Origin of the sequence: Paenibacillus sp. FSL P4-0338 (assembly GCF_038002365.1) — a bacterium.
Classification (GTDB): domain Bacteria; phylum Bacillota; class Bacilli; order Paenibacillales; family Paenibacillaceae; genus Paenibacillus_AQ.
Genome location: NZ_JBBOCG010000002.1, coordinates 1,433,947 through 1,451,750 on the forward strand (window position 1 = coordinate 1,433,947; position 17,804 = coordinate 1,451,750).

Annotated in this window: 19 protein-coding genes; 18 read left to right on the plus strand and 1 reads right to left on the minus strand. The window is 50.4% G+C overall.

The genetic code is table 11. The features are described from left to right. Positions 1-60 precede the first annotated feature (60 nt). From terS to MKZ07_RS30305, 17 genes are all read left to right on the plus strand, one after another. Complete coding sequence (gene terS / locus MKZ07_RS30225) at positions 61-942, plus strand: phage terminase small subunit (RefSeq protein ID WP_341029211.1); 882 nt, start codon at positions 61-63, stop codon at positions 940-942. Then, positions 929-2,245: a PBSX family phage terminase large subunit gene (locus MKZ07_RS30230; protein WP_341029213.1), complete on the plus strand. Its 1,317-nt coding sequence runs from the start codon at positions 929-931 to the stop codon at positions 2,243-2,245. The genes terS and MKZ07_RS30230 overlap by 14 nt, the downstream gene beginning before the upstream one ends. Positions 2,246-2,248: 3 nt before the next feature. Then, entirely contained in the window at positions 2,249-3,727 is a 1,479-nt protein-coding gene (locus tag MKZ07_RS30235; RefSeq protein WP_341029215.1) for a phage portal protein, read from the plus strand. Further along, complete coding sequence (locus tag MKZ07_RS30240) at positions 3,720-4,550, plus strand: phage minor head protein (RefSeq protein ID WP_341029216.1); 831 nt, start codon at positions 3,720-3,722, stop codon at positions 4,548-4,550. The genes MKZ07_RS30235 and MKZ07_RS30240 overlap by 8 nt, the downstream gene beginning before the upstream one ends. 92 nt (positions 4,551-4,642) lie before the next feature. Next, positions 4,643-5,380, plus strand: a complete 738-nt coding sequence (locus MKZ07_RS30245; RefSeq protein WP_341029219.1) for a hypothetical protein — start codon at positions 4,643-4,645, stop codon at positions 5,378-5,380. A gap of 61 nt (positions 5,381-5,441) precedes the next feature. Further along, positions 5,442-6,668 carry an XkdF-like putative serine protease domain-containing protein gene (locus tag MKZ07_RS30250; protein WP_341029222.1) on the plus strand — a complete coding sequence of 409 codons (1,227 nt, stop codon included), beginning with the start codon at positions 5,442-5,444 and terminating at the stop codon, positions 6,666-6,668. 20 nt (positions 6,669-6,688) lie between these two features. Then, on the plus strand, positions 6,689-7,636 hold the full coding sequence (locus MKZ07_RS30255) for a major capsid protein (protein WP_341029225.1): 948 nt from the start codon (positions 6,689-6,691) through the stop codon (positions 7,634-7,636). Beyond that, positions 7,636-7,941: a Rho termination factor N-terminal domain-containing protein gene (locus MKZ07_RS30260; protein WP_341029226.1), complete on the plus strand. Its 306-nt coding sequence runs from the start codon at positions 7,636-7,638 to the stop codon at positions 7,939-7,941. The genes MKZ07_RS30255 and MKZ07_RS30260 overlap by 1 nt, the downstream gene beginning before the upstream one ends. Then, the gene (locus MKZ07_RS30265; protein WP_341029229.1) at positions 7,919-8,305 is read left to right on the plus strand and encodes a hypothetical protein; all 387 of its coding nucleotides are present in this window, start codon (positions 7,919-7,921) and stop codon (positions 8,303-8,305) included. Before MKZ07_RS30260 ends, MKZ07_RS30265 begins: the two co-directional genes overlap by 23 nt. Further along, a complete protein-coding gene (locus MKZ07_RS30270; RefSeq protein ID WP_341029231.1) occupies positions 8,302-8,628 on the plus strand; it encodes a hypothetical protein in 327 nt (108 codons plus the stop codon). The genes MKZ07_RS30265 and MKZ07_RS30270 overlap by 4 nt, the downstream gene beginning before the upstream one ends. After that, positions 8,621-9,139, plus strand: a complete 519-nt coding sequence (locus MKZ07_RS30275; RefSeq protein WP_235218483.1) for an HK97 gp10 family phage protein — start codon at positions 8,621-8,623, stop codon at positions 9,137-9,139. The genes MKZ07_RS30270 and MKZ07_RS30275 overlap by 8 nt, the downstream gene beginning before the upstream one ends. Then, positions 9,136-9,609, plus strand: coding sequence for a hypothetical protein (locus MKZ07_RS30280; RefSeq protein ID WP_341029233.1), 474 nt, complete (start codon positions 9,136-9,138; stop codon positions 9,607-9,609). The genes MKZ07_RS30275 and MKZ07_RS30280 overlap by 4 nt, the downstream gene beginning before the upstream one ends. After that, positions 9,606-9,872 carry a hypothetical protein gene (locus MKZ07_RS30285; RefSeq protein ID WP_341029236.1) on the plus strand — a complete coding sequence of 89 codons (267 nt, stop codon included), beginning with the start codon at positions 9,606-9,608 and terminating at the stop codon, positions 9,870-9,872. Before MKZ07_RS30280 ends, MKZ07_RS30285 begins: the two co-directional genes overlap by 4 nt. Then, positions 9,853-11,205, plus strand: coding sequence for a phage tail sheath subtilisin-like domain-containing protein (locus tag MKZ07_RS30290; RefSeq protein WP_341029238.1), 1,353 nt, complete (start codon positions 9,853-9,855; stop codon positions 11,203-11,205). The genes MKZ07_RS30285 and MKZ07_RS30290 overlap by 20 nt, the downstream gene beginning before the upstream one ends. A 3-nt stretch (positions 11,206-11,208) precedes the next feature. Next, positions 11,209-11,652 carry a phage tail tube protein gene (locus MKZ07_RS30295; RefSeq protein WP_036697004.1) on the plus strand — a complete coding sequence of 148 codons (444 nt, stop codon included), beginning with the start codon at positions 11,209-11,211 and terminating at the stop codon, positions 11,650-11,652. A 114-nt stretch (positions 11,653-11,766) separates the two neighbouring features. Then, entirely contained in the window at positions 11,767-12,045 is a 279-nt protein-coding gene (locus MKZ07_RS30300) for a hypothetical protein (RefSeq protein ID WP_036697001.1), read from the plus strand. Between the two features lie 73 nt (positions 12,046-12,118). Then, positions 12,119-12,529: a hypothetical protein gene (locus tag MKZ07_RS30305; protein WP_036696997.1), complete on the plus strand. Its 411-nt coding sequence runs from the start codon at positions 12,119-12,121 to the stop codon at positions 12,527-12,529. Between the two features lie 146 nt (positions 12,530-12,675). On the opposite strand, the gene MKZ07_RS30310 is transcribed toward MKZ07_RS30305, so the two are convergent. Further along, complete coding sequence (locus MKZ07_RS30310; protein ID WP_036696993.1) at positions 12,676-13,410, minus strand: hypothetical protein; 735 nt, start codon at positions 13,408-13,410, stop codon at positions 12,676-12,678. A gap of 253 nt (positions 13,411-13,663) precedes the next feature. On the opposite strand from MKZ07_RS30310, the gene MKZ07_RS30315 reads away from it, so the two are divergent. After that, complete coding sequence (locus tag MKZ07_RS30315; RefSeq protein WP_341029246.1) at positions 13,664-17,803, plus strand: hypothetical protein; 4,140 nt, start codon at positions 13,664-13,666, stop codon at positions 17,801-17,803. The last annotated feature ends 1 nt before the right edge of the window (position 17,804 follow it).

Sequence of the window (17,804 nt, forward strand, 5' to 3'; positions counted from 1 at the left end):
ATATTTATGTCTGGTCTTTTTTATTGGACATGCTCTCTTCTGGAGGTGGTGAATTTATGAATGGCCAGAGAACGTAGTCCCGAGCGGGACAAGGCAAAGGAAATGTGGCTGGAGAGCAGCGGAACGATGAAGCTAAAAGACATCGCCTATGCTCTTTCTATAGGAGAAACGCAGGTCCGAAAGTGGAAGTCCCAGGATAAGTGGGCTGCTGACCTGAATAGTAACGTTACCAATGAAGCTAATGGTAACGTTACTAAACGCGGCGCCCCCAAAGGGAACAAAAATGCAGTCGGTAACCGCGGCGGCGCTCCCCCAGGTAATCAGAACGCAAAGGGGAACAGCGGCGGGGCCGGCGGGCCGCCTGGTAACAAGAAGGCCGTCACTACTGGTGAACATGAAACCATCTGGCTAGATACCTTGACCGAAATCGAGCAGCAGCTCATCGATCAGGTGGACACTGATCCAATTGTCCAAGCTGATGAATCCCTTTATCTCCTGACGATTCGGGAGCGCCGCATGATGCAGCGGATCAAAGCTCTGATGGATGGCCTTACCGAAACGGAGCGCAACGTCCTTTATGAGCTGAAGGCTATCAAGGAGGTCGCAACCATCCATGATGAGAAGACCGGGATCACGAAGAAGATTCCGCATGCTCGAAATGAGATGATGGAGTCGAAGATCGAGGAGAAGGGATTCCGGAAGTTGGACGACATTGTGAAGCTGGAAGAAGCTCTTACCCGTATCCAGCTCCAGAAGATCCGGGCCATTGAGCTGAAGAATCGGTTAACCGACGACGAGAAGCGTATCCGCATTGAAACCATGGAGTATGAGCTGCAGATGCTCCGTGGCGGTGGAGGTAAGGAAGACTTCGAGGATGATGGCTTTATCGATGCCCTGAAGGGTATGGCGGCGGGAGTGTGGAGCGACGATGGCGAAGCTTAAACTCAAGCCGCCGGCGTTCAAATGGTCACCTTTCTCGGATAAACAGTTGAGGGTACTGACTTGGTGGACGCCGGATAGCCCTCATCGTGACAAGGACGCAATCATCTGTGATGGTTCGGTCCGTGCTGGCAAGACGGTCTGCATGTCGTTCTCTTTTATTGCCTGGGCGATGGACACCTTCATTGGTGAGCAGTTCGGTATGTCTGGTAAGACCATCGGTGCGCTGCGGCGTAACGTGATTGGGCCGCTGAAGCGCATGCTGGCCAGCCGTGGGTATCACGTTCACGATAACCGATCTGAAAATGTATTAACCGTTACCCGGGGGCTGATCAGCAACCGGTTTTTCTTGTTTGGCGGCCGAGATGAAAGCTCGCAGGATCTGATCGCGGGGATTACACTGGCCGGTATGTTCTTTGATGAAGTGGCCCTGATGCCGAAGTCCTTCGTTGACCAGGCGACTGCTCGTTGTTCTGTGGATGGTGCTAAGCTGTGGTTTAACTGCAACCCTGCAGGTCCGTATCATTGGTTTAAGATGGAATGGCTCGATCAGCTTCAGAAGAAGCACGCGCTGCACCTGCATTTCACGATGGAGGACAACCTGTCCCTCTCTGAGCGGGTGCGCGAGCGTTACCGGCGCATGTACAGCGGGATCTTCTACCAGCGGTATATCCTGGGCTTGTGGGTTATGGCCGAAGGAGTCATCTTCTCGAAGTTCAATGACGCGGTCCATAAAAAGGCACGGGACTGGTTCCCGGCAAAGTTTGACCGCAAGTTCATTTGTATCGACTATGGGGCCAATAACCCGACAGCGTTCCTGAAATACGGAGTAAGCGGGAACGTCTATTATGAGCTGGATGAGTATTATCACAACATCCGCCGCAAGGGTGAGAAAACAAATGGCGAATACGCTGATGATCTGGAAGCCTTTCTTGACGGCGATGAGTATGCAATTTTCATCGACCCGTCAGCGAAGGCTTTTATTATTGAGCTGCAGAAACGGGGCATTTCAAACATTAAGGCTGCTGTGAATACAGTGCTGGATGGTATTCAGACCGTGTCCAACCGGTTCCAGCGTAATGAATTATATATCTGTGCTGATAACACCAATTCCCTTCAGGAGTTGGTGTCTTACGTGTGGGATGAAAAAGCCGCCGAGCGTGGCGAGGACAAGCCCATCAAGCAAAATGACCATACCTGTGATGCGCGCCGATATGGTATTCATACAGATTACCTGCTTCAGCGTGTGAAACAGCGGAAAAAGGACAGAGAGGAGCGATCAGATCATGGTGTGGGGTGGGTGTAACGCATGAGTGGAGAAGCACAGTGGTTCCAGATATCAAAGGCAGAAGACCGGCATATCCCTTCCAGCGCGCAGCTGCCGGATAGCTTTGAGAACCTATATGACCAGCATGGGCTACTGCCGTTTCCTCCTGGCAATGACCCTGCTTCCTGCAAGCTGCTGGTCAAGAACAGTAACATCATCCCGCAGTGTATTGAAGCATACCGCCGAAATATCGCCGGCTACGGCATTGCCTTGGAGTACATTCCGGGGGAGAGTGATCAGACGGCATTGGAAGAGTGGAACAAGGCTGACAAGTTTCTGGAGACTTGTAACCTAGAGGATACACCGGATGAGATTATCAGTTCCCTTATTGAAGATATCGAGAGCAGCGGGAATGCAAATGTGGAGGTCGCCTGGCCTACAGGCAGTGAGTTCCCTACACTGTACCGGATCAATCCTAAATTCGTTCGTTGTACCCGGGAGACGGATAAAGTGACCATCAAGCGGAAGCGCCTGATCCGGTCATCGAAGAAGGTTGAGGAGTTTTCTCAGGATATTTACTCCCGGAAGTATGCTATGAAGCGCGGGCAGTCAGTGGTATGGTTCAGGCCGTTCGGAACAGAGGGTCAGGGCAACCAGATTATCCCTTTGAAGCTGGGGAATGACGGTCCATATGGGGAGCCGCGCTGGTTCGGTAACGCGCCTGGAGTGGTCGGCAGCCGGGAGGCAGAGGAGTTGAACGTTTCCTACTTCAGTAATGGCCGCATGCTTTCTATGCTGTTGACCGTGACCAATGGCCGACTGACCAATCAATCTATGGAGCTGCTGCGGAATGTTAAGGGCGCGCAGTCTCAGGGCGGCATACTCTACCTGGAAGCGATCGGGGAGGAGACGGGCGGACCGCTGGATGAGAAAGTCGAGAAGGTGGCCATCAAACTGGACAAGCTGAATGATCTGCTCCAGCAGGATGCCCTTTTCTTGGAATACGGTAAGGACAAGAAAGCTGACATTCTATCATCGTTCCGACTGCCTCCGATCCTGGTTGGCCAGAGCTCCGACTACAACCGCGCCACGGCGCAGGCCGCGCTGCGGTTTGCAGAAGAACAGGTCTTCGAGCCTTACCGCAAGTGGATTATGGATGAGATCTTCAATAAACGGCTGTTTCCGGCTATGGGCATCTTTCGCGTGCGGGCTACCCTGCGCGGGCCGCGTATCATTGATCCAGAAGACCGCAAGGCATTGTTGGACTTTATTGCAGACAACGGTATTATGCTGGTCCGGGATTTGATTCCGATCGCTGAGGAAGTGCTGGATACTACCATTGATGAATCCAAGTACAGTGCGGAATACCTCGACACACCAATAGCACAGCTATTGAACAGTCAGCCGGCTATAACCGTGCCTGAACCTGACTATGATGTGAACGATCTGCAGGAGCAGGTGGCCACGATTGCCAAGCGCCTGCTGCGGCAGAGTCATGATGAGGTAACCGATCATGTGTAAGGATTGCTGGGAGCTCATCGCAAAAGCGGACGACACTGAGTTTCTGGACAGCCTTGAACTGACCCATGCGGAGCGGGCTGTGCTGGAGGAGCTGTACAAGCAGGGAGAGAATCGGATAGTCGAGATCCTTGAGCTGCAGGGGAAGGCCCTTCATTATGCCATTGAGGAGCTCAGCGAGGAGCTGCTGATTGATATCGGGGAGTTGGGCAAGGTTTTACAGTCCGTACAGTCCGGTGATTTGTTCACTGTCCAGTTTGAGCAGGCGGTATATGATTCCTTCACGCCACTGTATCACTTGGCCGGCGAGTCTGAGCTGACGGTACTTAACACCGACAAGACCTGGTCCACGAAAAACAAGGCGGCGTCCCGGTTTGCCAAGAACCTGAATAAGCTTGTCCCCGATATGAATGGGACAAGCGCGGATGTTATGACCCGGGCTTTTCAGAAGGCCATCAAGGAGGGGAAGACACCATCCGAGCGGGCGCTGCTTGTACGAGAGGTCAGTGCTGCGGCTTCCAAGGGCGACGCCGGCCCGTTTAATATGGAGCGGGCTATTACTGTATCCCGAACTATGAGCACGGCAGCCGCCAACGGTGGCAAGCTGGAGGGATGGAAGCAGTCAGAAGTGGTCAACGGTAAGAAGTGGCGTTCTTCCAAGGGAGACCGCACCAGGAAGACACATCGTAAAGCGAACGGCCAGGTGCAACCGCTGGATAAGCCTTTTGAAGTCGGTAAGAGCAAGCTGATGTTTCCGGGAGATCCGAGCGGCCGACCGGAGGAAATAATCCGCTGCCGCTGTACGATGCAGTCCATTTTGACATGAGATTTATTCTTGCAGAAATATCAAATAGTTACTAGATTATCCTAAATTAAAGGAGTATTATTTCCATAGAAAATAATGAATGGAGGATAACTATGGCAGAAGATAAGGCACTATTTCTTTTGAAATTCGGCAAAAAAGAGAATTTAGAGTTACTTCAAAAAGGAAACGTCTACATGAAGAATCTGAAATATTTTATTGATTTGGAATCAGAAAATCAAAAGAAGGGCATGGGGGATGTCACGGAAGGTTCTTTAGTGATGAATGATGTAAAGTGGACAATCATGCATCCGGAAACTAATGAAGTGCTATTTGTTTCGGAAGCAAAAAGATCGACATTGAGATATGATGAGGTTTTACACAAACCTGTTTTTTGTTCAATGGCACTTGGCTTGGATGATTTAGAGCCAATTGAAGAAGAGATTGAGGGTCGGGTGAATACAAAAATAGTATTTACTGAACAGCAGAGAAATGAAATGGTAGATGAGTTCGGAGAGTATGTTCTTGTAATTCCCGCGACGCTATTCATTCGAAATATTACAAGTACCCTTGATGGAGAAAACTTGGAGTACGCTACAGGCAAAGTGGAGTATGGTGATTATTCAGTAAATCACCAATATCGGTTTGTTGAATTTGAAACTGGCGATCCCAAAATATTATTTCATAAAGATAGCTCACTTGCGTATCAGAAAGAATTTAGGGTTGTTATCCTTAATAGAGACATTGAAGATGCGCTCACAATCAATATTGGTGATATGACGGAATATTCCACAATTGTGAAGTCTGAAGATTTATTAACAGGTAAATTTGGAGTTCAATTACAACTAAAATAAAGTTACCAGAAAAAGCCACTATGATGTGGCTTTTTTTCTTGAAGGGAGGTGAGAACAGAATATGACCTTTAAACTGAAAGACGCCAAGATTACGCACATCTCCTTGGTAGACAAGGGAGCCAACGGCGTTCCGTTTGCTATTATCAAGGACTCCGGGAAGAACGCCATCCAGAAACAGGTCCAGATTGCCAAAATTGACGATGACAAGCACATTGTCAAAGGGGTAGTGTATCAGCCGGATGTAGCCGATGCTCATGACGATCAAATGGATGAAGTCGAGATTGAGAAGGCAGCTCATCTCTTTATGGAGAAGCAACACACCTACAACATCGACAAGCAGCACGATCTCGAAGCCGACAAGGGATTTGTCATCGAGTCCTACATCGCTCCCTGTGACATGACGCTCGGTGAACAGCAGATCACGAAGGGCTCCTGGGTGGCGGCTGTGAAAGTGACGGACGATGATGCCTGGGAGGCTATCAAGAAGGGCGAGATTACCGGCTTCAGTATGTGGGGTGTAGGGAAGCGGGAAGAGATTGAGGAGGAAGAGGAGGTATCAAAGGGATTCTTGAGCCGAATAGCCAAAGCGCTAGGCCTGATTGAGAAAGGTGCTGTCGCTGACAAATATCATAAGAACCGGAAGAACCGAGAATTTTGGGCTGCGCAAGACGCTCTCAACTCGGTTCTTTTTAATTGGGACACTTGGCAAAGTGGTCTGGAAACCGATCCGGAGACCATCCGGGAGGCGCTACAGGACTTTGTTGATATTGCTGAGGATGTGCTGACCAAGGAGGATATTGTAAAAGCCATTGGCACGCCTCCGGAGCAAATCGCGAAGGCAGGCAAGAAGATTTCCGCAGGCAACTTGAAACACGTGGACGATGCGATCGCCGCATTGACCGAACTTAAAAATATAACGGCTCCCATAGAAGAGGAGTCCGAGGAGGATGTTGATTTGAAGGCTACAGATATTGCGAAGGCTGTAACGGCCGCACTGGCTCCGATCGCCAAGCAGGTAGAAAGCCTGACGGCAGAGATTACGGAGCTGAAGAAAGAGGAAGGCGTCGAAGGTGATCAACCTGCCGGCTGCACAGCTCCGGCTGCGACCGCAGAAGAGACGGCTATTACCGATGCAATTGCAAAAGCCCTGGCACCGCTGAGTGAGCAGATGCAGACGCTGGCAGCTGATGTGCAACTGGTAAAGAATAGCCGCGGTGCTTCTGCGCAGGGTGATGAAGAAGAAATCAGCAAATCAGAAAGCGCCGTTAGTTTCGGACGCTTCCTGTAATCGAAGGAGGAATGCTCACTATGAAAACAAACGGTATTATCACCAGATCTAGCATTCAGAAATCCACCATTGTAACTACGATGGACCAGAATGCTTTGAACTATGAGGAAGTCGAAGCCTTCACCGATATGGCGTATGAGGCGAATAGCTTCCTGAAAGGCATTCGTCATGAGAACCGGAAGAGCTCTAAAGGCACTATCGACAAGGTCGGTGTGCGGGGTCGGAACATGCGCAGTAAAAAAGAGAACATCATGGCGACTAATACACCAGGACTTACCTTTCCGCAGATTCCTTATTCGGTGGAGCCGGTGGTACTACCTTTCGATATCACTGAAGAGTTTATCCGCCAAACGCAGCGAGTCCGTGGTCAAAACGCTGAAGATATTATCATGCGAGCTATGGCTAATAACTACGGCGAAAATATGCAGGACATTGGCTTTAACGGGGATACTAATACACCTAATACAGACCCGGATTATGAGTTTCTGACGATCAATGATGGCTGGCTGAAGCTGGCCAGAACAACGGGACACTATCTGGATTGGAGCACACTTTCTGCGAAAGAGAAAAGTGGAGTTTTGTTTGAAGTGGAGAGGGCGATCCCGACCCGGTACAGAGCCGGCGGCGTGTTCAAGTATTTCATGCATCCCAACACCTTCAGCGAACGTCTTCAGATGCTGGCTGAGAAAGACACGAGTGCATCCATTCAGCTGCAGATCATGGGGGGCACGAAGAAAATCAATGCTTATGATATCGAAGAGGTTTGGAGTATGCCGGAAGGTGCAATCCTCTTTACGTATCAGCCGAACTTCGCCATGGTCCACACCTACGATATGCAGATTCGTAAGACGACCGAAGGCAAGGAAGCAATCTGGACGGATAAGCGCTTCTACGCGATCCACTCTGACTTCGATGCCATCTTTGAAGAGCCGCAAGCTCTTGCCTATGTGGAAGGGGTGGAATTCTAATGCCATACGTGACCTATCGGGGAAACAACGCCTCTCTGCGGCTGTATAGTATCCGGTTCGAGCCGGCTAAGCCGGTACTGGTCGAAGATTCAGATGTGCTGGAAAAACTGCATGAGCACCCTGATTTTGAGGTGAAAGCGGAGAAGATTATCCCGCTGGAAGATCTGACGGTACCGCAGTTGAAAGACAAGGCGAAGAAGGCTGGAATCGATGGTTTTGGTGACCTGAAGAAGCCGGAGCTGATCGCTGCCCTGAAAGCGCTGGAAGGCGGCGGTGCGCCGGATGCTAACAACGACACTCCTTAAGGAACGCAGCCGCGTCAGCGCAGTGCAGGAAGCGACAGAAGCTCAGCTCGGGCAGTACATCGATGATGCTCAGACCCGGATTGAACTGTATCTGCCTGTACCCTTTCCTCTCTTGGTTGACAAGCAGCTCATGCTCGCTTGGGTGAAGCTGGCCGAGTCTCTGGCCCTGCAGGACAGTGAGGAATACCTTGCTTCCGTCGCCCGAGGCTACTCGGCGGAGAGTGACGGCGCCTGGACATATACCCGGCAGGCCGTGGAGGGGAAGACCACCGGTAATGCCGATGTGGACTCCATTCTTTTTCTCTGGGTCAAAAAACAGCAGTCGGGGCCGGATGATGGAAACATCACGGCTTATTTGCTATGAATCACCGCATGAATACTCCGCTGGCGGTGTACCGGGTCGGCCGCCAGCAGGATGCGGACAACCTGTTCAGTGATCGGAAGGCGGGGAAGGTCAAGGATCTGAAGTGTTTCGTGGTGAAAACTCAGACAGATGCCAAGGCAGAAACCACACCTGTCCTGTACATTGTCAAAAAGACAATCGGGGTCCCAAAGACAGCGGATGTCCGGATCAGTGACGAAGTGTTACTGTTCGGGCGCAGGTATCTTGTAATTGACTCTAACCCACGCCGTTACTGGCGTGAACTGCTGGTGACTTGCGAGGTGAAAGGTAGTGAACATGCATGATTTTGACGGCTTGGCCAAGAAGTTCAAACGGCTGAGTGACGAAGGTGTGAATCAAATCCTCCGGAATATCGCGGAAGCCGTTGGCGAAACGCTGCTGAACCTTATTATCGATGAAATCGACAAGCAGGACCTTATCGACACCGGGACCATGTGGAACTCCTTTACCCGCGGTGAAGACGGCAATGTATGGGAGTGGGACGTAGACCGGAACAGTATCACGCTGGAGGTCGGGTCTAATCTGGGTACAAGCAGCAGTGACCCCGGCAAGCGCGGGTATCCTCGGCTGCTGAATGACGGCTACACCATCCACAAAGCCCATTTCGTTCCGGGGTATTGGGCAACGAACGGCACATTCGTTTATGACCCAGGAGCGAAGGGTGGATTTATGGCCAAGCCACGTTCATTCATCGGTCGGCATTACTTTGACATTGCAGTGAAGGAGTTGGAGGGCGGGATGAACGCGCTGATCATGAAGCGACTGGAGAAGGAGCTGGGGAGGATGCTGTCATGATGGATGTTGGGTTGAAAGCTTGGGCAGAACTCGTGCAGCGGATATATCCGGAGCTGCCGATTCTTCGGGACCGTTCCCTCTGGCTGGCGGGCCAGTTTGATCGACCTAGTGTGTTCATCGAGACGGACCTTGTCTCTGATAAAACTCACACCCCGCGGGCAGTCCGGATCATAGAGGATGTGGGCCTGGTCTTTCACTATGACATCGATCGTAGCGGGGATGAGGACGCAGGAGAGCCGGTCCCCTTGGACTTATTTCCCTTCTTCCTGTACCTTCGTCAGCAGCGGTTCTGCGTGGTCTCGCAGCGCTTTGGGATTATGCTGGTGATTGAGGCTCCGCGCACGCGGCTGCTGAATGACCGGATGGAGGTTACCTTCAGATATTCGTACTTGTTGAATATTCCCAAGCCGGCCGCCGAAAAAATTAACACCTTTTATACTGAGTATGATGGAAAGGAGCATGAATCGTGAGCAATAACAATACCGGCCGGGGGCCGCGGCAGCAGCTGCCAAAGTCGGTCTCCACATCGTCTGAGGATTTGAACAAGCGGAGCAAGCAAGAATGGATTGAGAGCGCAGTGGTCTTGAAGCGGGAGCGCTTTGAGATTGCCGGCGCTCTTTTTGATTGCTCGGATGATGCCCTGCTCTCCCAGCAAGAAGTCACTCGTAAAGTGGAGGCCTATTTGAGCCTGACAACAAAGGAGGAAACAGTGAATGTCGATACAACGGAGTAGACCCGGCGCATATGTTGAGCTGCAGGCGATTGCGAAGTCGCGCGTCCTGTCGGTATCTGGCCGCGTGCTGGTGCCGTACCAAGCGGAGTGGGGCCTGCCGAATAAAGCCGTGGATATGGCGGATCAGCCGGAGCGGTTCAAGGAAAGCGGACTGCAGGTAGATGAGCTGGAGCTAGCGGCTGAGAGTGGCGCGACAGTAATCGGTTACCGGGTGACTAACGGTAGCGAGAAGGTCGCTGCTGCAGCGGTGGATGGCAGTTACACTATTGAAGCCCGGTATCCGGGTACGCGTGGGAACGACTTTGAGTATATGATTCGTGCTGCCCTGGTAGATTCCAGTAAGAAGGAAATTGTCATCCGGGACACCAAAGGCATCTTTGACACCGAGACATTTCTTGTAGCCGACAAGTCCGAAGCCGTTGAGCAACTGAAGAAATCCAATATGGTCCGGTTTAAAACCACCGGTTCAACAGCCTGGGCAGATGTCGCCTATACGAAGCTTGCTGGCGGGGTTACGGGTACTGCAGCTATCACGGCGGCGAACTGGAGCGGCATTTTCAACCGGATCGACGGCTTGGTGTTTGATGTGGTCTATCTGGCATCCTCTGAGGCGGCGGTGCAGGCAGCGGCCAAGCAGTGGCTGCTGGATCGCCGGACCAAGGCGCGCAAGCTGGCGCAACTAGTTATTGCTGGTGCCGCTTCTGCAGACGACGACATCGAGATCCACAATACCCGCAGCCGTGCTGCAAATGCCCGCTTTATTATTAATTGTTCTTTGGCTGGTGAACATACCAACGGTAAGACCTATGACTCTCTTCGGTGGGCTGCGTGGGTGGCTGGTTTGGTCGCGGGCACGCCGGCGAATCGGTCCTTTACAGGTGTTAAGGTGCCAATGACACAGGCTAAGGTGGACTGGAGCCATTCGGAGGTATTGAAGGGTTTGTCCGAAGGAACCCTGATGGCCACTCGAGACGGCTACGACTATATTATCGAGTCTGCTGTGAACACCCTGACCACGCTGGGAGCTGGGGAGCGGGAGGACTTCGGGAAGATCCGCGTATCGATGACAATCGACCAGATCTTGAACGACATCTATGCTGCCGGTAAAGCCAATAAGGCCAAGCTGGACAATGACAAGGATGGCCGAGGGTTGTTCATTGCTGCGGTTGTCAGTTATTTGAAGGTGCGGGCGCTACAGAAGGCCATCGGTGATGAATTCACTTTTACTGAGCACCCTACAAAGGTGAGCGACGCTGATTACGCATACTTTTCCCTGTCGGCGAAGCCCTTGGATGCGATTGAAATCTTTAATATTGATTGGGAGGTGGCGTAATCCATGGAACGCGAGCTGATTGGCCGTAATTTATCTGTGCAGGATGATAACGGGGATTCGATTCAGACCATTAAAGAAGTAGAAGTGATCCTGAAGCCGGAAACACTGGATATTATCCGCGCGCGGAAGATGTCCAAGACAAAGCAGATTGTGGGGTATGAAATTACGGTCAAACTGGTTATGTCGAAGCTGGAGTCGGCCCTTCGTTATCGCCTTCTGGCCGACTTCAAGGCGGGCAAGACTATGTTCTTGGACCGGATCACCGGTTCCCTCGAAGATATGCAAAGCGGGAATGTGGAGCGGGTGATGATCAGCGGTGTGCATATCCATGATGAAATGGATCTGCTCGTTGCCAAGATTGATGAGAACAACGGTATCGACATTACATTGTCTGGTACTGCTAATGACTTTGATTTCATAGAGCAGTTCCCAGCTTATATGGCATAAAGATGGTTGCTTCAGTGATTTAATCGGTTTATCATTTGATCATGGAAAAATAAGGGGTGAATCAATGAAATTACTGGACGGACTCTAGCTTCCCTGAAGGAGGTTAGAGCTGATTTGAGTAGAAGCATTAAGAAGACGCCCGTATGTAAAGATCAGGCAAGTCGTTGGATCAAACGGCAGGCAAGCAAGGCAGTACGAAGATATCCTCATGACATTTCATTTGGAAAATCCTATAGAAAGATTTTTTCTTCTTGGGATATCAGTGATTGGCGGTTCTACACACCGTACAAACAGGCAGTTAATGAGTGGGAAACCACCCACAAGACTTGGCGTAAACAGGTGAGTTTTCAAGAAATGACTTTCCAATGGGCCAAGAGCTTTAAACGAAAATAGTAAAGGAGTCGTTGGCAGGGAAGCGCCAGCGACTTTTTTGCATTCTAATACAAAAATACTGGAGGTTTTTTGCATGAGTGATAAATTAGAAAAATATCTTTCCAAGGGCAAAACAGGTCGGAACGATGATACCATTACTGTACCAGCAGACGGAGAGGAATGGTCAGTACGCCGCCTGACTACCATCGAGGTACGCCGTGCCTATGAGCTGGCTTATGAAGAGAACGGCGATCCGAAAGAATCCTTCAACGAAATCGATGTGATGATCGTCAAGGCGACGGAGCACGAATTCGATTGGAACAACAAGGATTTGCTGCTGGCTTTCAACTGCATCAATAAGTATGAGCTGCCGCCGCGCATCCTGGACAACCCTGCTGATTATGCTGAGTTGAGCAAAGCAGTGACCAAGTTCCAGGAGACAAAGGATGCGTTGTTGAAAGAAGCAAAAAACTCATCAAGCAAGACGGAGAAGCAAGCTGGATAGCATCCTTTTGGATAAACCAGAAGCGGCTGCCAGCTGAGATCCTTCCGTATGAGGTAGATAAACAGCGGCAGTATTATTTCTGTCTTGCGGCCGGCATGGTCGCCGAAGAAGAAGCCAAGAGAGTTCTAAGAAAATGATATAGATCTTTATTTGCCTAAGTTAAATTTTGAAACAACAGAACCTTGGTCTAGATCCACAGTTAACCAATCAATTGTATCTGTCCCCCCAGATCCTGGATTATAAATCTGAAAAACAAAATTTTCATTTTCCATTTGAGAAAACTCAACATATGTAAGTTTATCGACGTAGCCGTGTTGAACTAAATTATCGGCTGCAAATGATTTAGCAAGTTCCAAAGCCTGTTGCTGTTCTAGGGAAAGTTCGTTTATATCATCTGCAACCAGGGGAGTGTAGTCATCAAGACAGGTGTCTCCAAGTATCTCGCAACTAATCTCTTGAGTAACTAGATTCACATGGTACCACTCCATGACTTCAGTTGTAGCTTTACTAGATTGTTTAACTATGTAATTCCCTTCATCATCAGTTCCAACTATATTTATAGACGAAATCCTTAATTGCTCTTGATTTAACTTGGAACTCACTAATTTTATTGCTTCGTCTTCACTCGAAATAGACTGGTTTTCTGAGGTGATATTAGAGTTGCTGGGATTTGCGTCAGAGCTAATCTGATTATTAATTTCTGATTCATCGCTAGTTCCAGGGGCTTCGCTTGATTCTGCCTTTATTTTAACGGTTGTCTCTATCCCTTTTGTTTCATTTTTGTTTGTATTTATTGAGTTGTTTGTAGAAACTTTACTTCTTTCATTATGAGAACAACCAATAAGAACCAAGAAAAATAATATTATCATTACTTTTTTCATAATGCTTCCCTTCAGTATTAAATTTATTAATAAGTTTTGCGTTATCTCTGATGAAATCCCTTAACGAACTTCACAATATGCTCATCCCAGTTATTCGTGAATTTGTTTAAATATCCTGCTTCGTAGATTTATATTTCGAATGCTTAAAAGACCTATATCTATAAATGCAAGGTGGTGAACAACCATAGCAGCGACAACAAAAGTGACGGTCCCGTTTGAAGCGAAGGACCTTATTTCTGGTGCTGTCCGGAATATGCGAAATGCACTCCGCGGGGCAACTGATGATTTATTCGACTTCCGCCGGGCTGCAGGTCAGATGGGGGATAACCTGGTATCTGACCTTCGTCGTTCCAGGAGTGCAGCGGATGATTTAGGCGGACGAATTGGTAACGCATCGGACGAGGCGCGCCGGCTGGGACGTGCGAACGTTGATGACATCTTTCGACGCGCTCGCTCAGGAGCCGACGATTTACGCCGTTCGGCATCCCGTGCAGATGATGAGATCCGCAGAATGGAAGACTCCCGGGTTCATCTCCGCGCCCAAGATGGAGTAAGCCCCGTGATTGATGGAATTTCAGGTAAGTTAACAACCTTGGCAGCAACGGCTGGGGCAATCCTTATTGGCGGCGGGATTAAGGATGCTTTATTCGGGAATGTCATGGATTACTATTCTGAAGCTTCTCGCAGTGCGGCGCTGTTGCCTGCAGGGGTGCGAGATCAAGGTCTTCAGACTGTGAAGGACTTGAATGCTCAAGGCATTATCCCTTCTCAGACTGAGGGAGCCCGACAATTGGCAGATTTGGCTCCGCTGGTCCGGGATAAGTCGCAAGTCAGCGAATTTCTAAGGGCTTCATCAAATATGCAGTATGTCCGACCAGATGCCGGAGCAGAGGAAATTAACCGTGCATTGTCACAGTCGGCTGATACATTTCATGAGACCTACACTTCAGTGGCTGATAGTATGATGTATGCCTATAAGGAGGTAGGAGACAAGCAGCAAGATCTCTTCGATACCTTCTGGGAGTACAGCGGTTATTTCAAAAATACCGGTGCGAATTCCGGGCAGATGGCCAATTTCTTAACCCAGAGTGTGAAGGAAGGGGCCTTCAACTTTGACAAGCCCGCCGATTTCATCAAAGAAACATTCGGCGTAAAGGCCCTCGATGCTGGGGATATGGAGAAGTATTTCACCTTGCGTGGCGCTGGGAAGAACGATGCAGCGAAGCAAGCGGCAGCATTCACAGGAGATATTAACTCTGAAGATGAACAGCGAGCGAAAGGTGCTCTAATGTCACTGGTTGCAGACTTGGCCAGTCAAACGCAGAGTCAGCTGAAAGCTTCGCTGGTTTCGCTCGGCTCGGCTGCCGCAGAGGACAATGGGCTTGCTGTTCTTAAGACCTTCCAAGTGCCGTTTCAACCCGTGCCATCGGGGATTGCTGGGACAACAGAGAGAATGGTGCAAGCTCAACAGGCTGCTAATCCCATGCAGGATATTATTCAGACCCGCGCGCAGATTGATCAGCAGATGCAGGACCTGGGGGCTAATCTTTCGACTGCAGTCCTGCCTGCGCTACAAGAATTCAATACCCTAATCACGGAAAATAAAGATCAGATACAGGATTTAGGCACAAAAATAGTTGGTTTTGTTAGTAAGCTCACCAGCTTCTATAGTGATCATTTCAATGTAATAAATAGTTCTTTAGGAGTTATTGCCGGTGGTCTTGTCGCAGTTAAAGGAGGCAAACTAGTTCAGAAAGGCTATACAAGTGTCAGAACAGCAAAAGAGTGGATTGGTCAGAAAAGAGGACGAGCAACATCTCCAATCGAAGAGGTTGGCACTCCTTCCCGCCGTAGATTCACTCTCAGACGTGGTACCACTGGTGGATCGAGTGGAAGTCTGGGGGGCGGCCTGAGTTCATTATCTTCTATGACTGTAAATGCCAGTGTGGTTTATCTTAATGATTCAGGCGGTTTGGGTGGATCTCTTGGCGGGCAGGGTAGTCGCCAGGGTGGCAGGTTGACCCGGCGTGGGCGCACCAGGGCTGCTGGTGGTTCAAGTACTCGAACTACAAGAGGCAGCGGAACTGGTGGCTCAATCAGAGCGCGCCGGGGAGCCCGGACGACCAATATACCAGATGTGGATTCAATTCCAGATGTAGCTCCAAGACGCGGGCGGGTCACTTACAGAAATACGGCTCGACTCCGGGGAACATCTGCTATTCCAGAAATTATATCTGATGTCTCGGATATACCAGCAAATCGTGGATTGTTAAAAGGATTGGCCAAAGGTGGAACCAAGGCTGTTAAAGCATTGGGGATTGTAGGTACTGTCGCTGGTATTGGCATGTCTGGGTATGACCTATATCAGGCTTCACAAGATAAGGGCTGGAAAGACGGCATTTCCTCAACGGGTGGGTCACTGACAGGAAGTTCGCTTGGCGGGCTTATCGGTGGTGCTGTTGGTACACTTGCAGGGCCACTTGGTACTATTGCTGGAGCTGCAGCTGGGAGCCTTGTAGGCGAGAAGCTCGGTTCTTGGGCAGATTCAAGTGGAATTACCAAGTCTGTTGTAGACGGAGTGGTTTCGGCTGCTGGTGGTATTAAGGATGCGGCAGCTTCAATAGGTGGTTGGCTCGGCATCAATAATCAAAAGGAAAATAAGAAGCTGGAGGTTATCCCCCCTCCTGAAGCGAAAGTGACCTTTGGTAACATGACACCGCAGCAAGAGGAGAAGCTGAAGGCATCCTTCAGCCGTTTTAGCACAGATGTTGCTAAGAATGGGCTAGTGCCTGCTTTCAAAGGAGTGATTGAGAAAAGCGGTGTCCTGCAGGGCGTGGACAAGGTGAAATCGGAGCTCTCGGGCGTTTGGAAGAGCACGGAGTCTGCATCAGCGCAGAATAACATTGCTGCCGTGGGATCTGCAGCTAAAGGCACATCAATACAGGCACAACTTCTGGGCAGCACTACCAAAACAAGCACCGACAGTATTGTCGCGGGAGCCAGCGCTGCTGGAATGGGTCTGCTTGGAATTGGAACATCTGTGAAGACTGCTGCAGATGAAACCAAGCAGCAGCTCCAATCGATTCAAACCGTCACAAGTCAGAGCCAGAGCTGGGGCAGCGGTATCATCACAGGCATCTCCCAGGGGATGCAGAGCAAGTTTCCAGAGCTGAAATCTACAGCAATGGGTGCAATGGGTATCTTGTCCACTCTGACCGGTACGGGAGCCAAGGTATCTTTTGGCGCTCCTGCATCATCAGGTGGCGGTGCCAAATACGCCAATGGTGGTGTCATTAATCGGCCTCATCTTGGGTTGGTCGGAGAAGCCGGTCCAGAAGCGATCATTCCGCTGTCTGCAGAGCGCCGGCAGCGTGGGGTGGAACTTTGGGAGAAGGCCGGGGCAATGCTGGGCGTCCGTGCTTATGCAAACGGTGGTATTGTTGGCGCGCAGCCTTTGCAGGCTCATGCGCTTCAAGCCAAAACCTTCATTGATGATAATAACGACAATATTGGTTACGGTGCCGGTTATGCTGAGGGCATCCATGGATCGCTCGATATGGTGAAGAAATATGGCGCCAAGCGTTATACCAGGTCTCTGAGCAAAGCGGCCAGTCTCACGGATGCCTATAAGATCCGCGCAACGGGTCACCGCTTACGTAGACAGGCTTCCAAGATGCGGAGATTTGCTAAAGGTTCAAAACTTCTCGGGAAAATAGTCCGACCGGTTGGTTATGCTATGGACGCCTGGGACGTCCTTTTCGCGGGCAAAGGGAAGAAAGGACGACAACTAGCCAAAGTAGTTGGCGGTATTGGAGGCGGTATGGCAGGTGGTGCGGCGACTGGCGCTTTACTCGGAACCTTCCTTATGCCAGGAGTCGGTACCGCTGTCGGCGGGGCGATCGGTGGCCTAGTGGGTACGATCGGCGGTGAAAAGTTGGCCACGAAGATTTTCGACGGCATATCGGGATTTTTTCGCCGTCGGAAGAAGCGTAAGAAGAAATATGCTGATGGCGGCCTAATTAGTTCTCCTCATATGGGGCTGGTGGGTGAAGCTGGTCCTGAGATGATCATACCGTTATCTCGGCAGCGTAGTCAGCGGGGGAGAGCATTATGGGAGCAAGCCGGCAGTCTGCTTGGTGTGCGGCCCTATGCCGATGGTGGAGCGGTGGGCATGAGGTCCAGCAGTATTCCGGTGGCGAAGACACTGGCGCAGGCGCCCGCATCGACCCGCGACATTGTAATTGAGAATATCAATATCGACTTTGGCGAACTGGCCAAGGGAATAACGAATTTTGCTGAATTTGCGAAGATGCTGACCAGCTCACAGGGCCGGGCACTGTTCCGGAAGATATTTGGCGAGGAGCTGTATAAGGCTCTGGAAAGCGGGGGATAAG

Excerpts from the sequence above, each read along its gene's own strand:
- MKZ07_RS30235 (WP_341029215.1), top strand. The coding sequence starts at position 2,249 with ATGAGTGGAGAAGCACAGTGGTTCCAGATATCAAAGGCAGAAGACCGG.
- MKZ07_RS30240 (WP_341029216.1), top strand. The coding sequence starts at position 3,720 with ATGTGTAAGGATTGCTGGGAGCTCATCGCAAAAGCGGACGACACTGAG.
- terS (WP_341029211.1), top strand. The coding sequence starts at position 61 with ATGGCCAGAGAACGTAGTCCCGAGCGGGACAAGGCAAAGGAAATGTGG.
- MKZ07_RS30270 (WP_341029231.1), top strand. The coding sequence starts at position 8,302 with ATGAATCACCGCATGAATACTCCGCTGGCGGTGTACCGGGTCGGCCGC.
- MKZ07_RS30265 (WP_341029229.1), top strand. The coding sequence starts at position 7,919 with ATGCTAACAACGACACTCCTTAAGGAACGCAGCCGCGTCAGCGCAGTG.
- MKZ07_RS30245 (WP_341029219.1), top strand. The coding sequence starts at position 4,643 with ATGGCAGAAGATAAGGCACTATTTCTTTTGAAATTCGGCAAAAAAGAG.
- MKZ07_RS30275 (WP_235218483.1), top strand. The coding sequence starts at position 8,621 with ATGCATGATTTTGACGGCTTGGCCAAGAAGTTCAAACGGCTGAGTGAC.
- MKZ07_RS30255 (WP_341029225.1), top strand. The coding sequence starts at position 6,689 with ATGAAAACAAACGGTATTATCACCAGATCTAGCATTCAGAAATCCACC.
- MKZ07_RS30315 (WP_341029246.1), top strand. The coding sequence starts at position 13,664 with ATGCGAAATGCACTCCGCGGGGCAACTGATGATTTATTCGACTTCCGC.
- MKZ07_RS30305 (WP_036696997.1), top strand. The coding sequence starts at position 12,119 with ATGAGTGATAAATTAGAAAAATATCTTTCCAAGGGCAAAACAGGTCGG.
- MKZ07_RS30230 (WP_341029213.1), top strand. The coding sequence starts at position 929 with ATGGCGAAGCTTAAACTCAAGCCGCCGGCGTTCAAATGGTCACCTTTC.
- MKZ07_RS30280 (WP_341029233.1), top strand. The coding sequence starts at position 9,136 with ATGATGGATGTTGGGTTGAAAGCTTGGGCAGAACTCGTGCAGCGGATA.
- MKZ07_RS30290 (WP_341029238.1), top strand. The coding sequence starts at position 9,853 with ATGTCGATACAACGGAGTAGACCCGGCGCATATGTTGAGCTGCAGGCG.
- MKZ07_RS30260 (WP_341029226.1), top strand. The coding sequence starts at position 7,636 with ATGCCATACGTGACCTATCGGGGAAACAACGCCTCTCTGCGGCTGTAT.
- MKZ07_RS30310 (WP_036696993.1), bottom strand. The coding sequence starts at position 13,410 with ATGAAAAAAGTAATGATAATATTATTTTTCTTGGTTCTTATTGGTTGT.
- MKZ07_RS30250 (WP_341029222.1), top strand. The coding sequence starts at position 5,442 with ATGACCTTTAAACTGAAAGACGCCAAGATTACGCACATCTCCTTGGTA.
- MKZ07_RS30295 (WP_036697004.1), top strand. The coding sequence starts at position 11,209 with ATGGAACGCGAGCTGATTGGCCGTAATTTATCTGTGCAGGATGATAAC.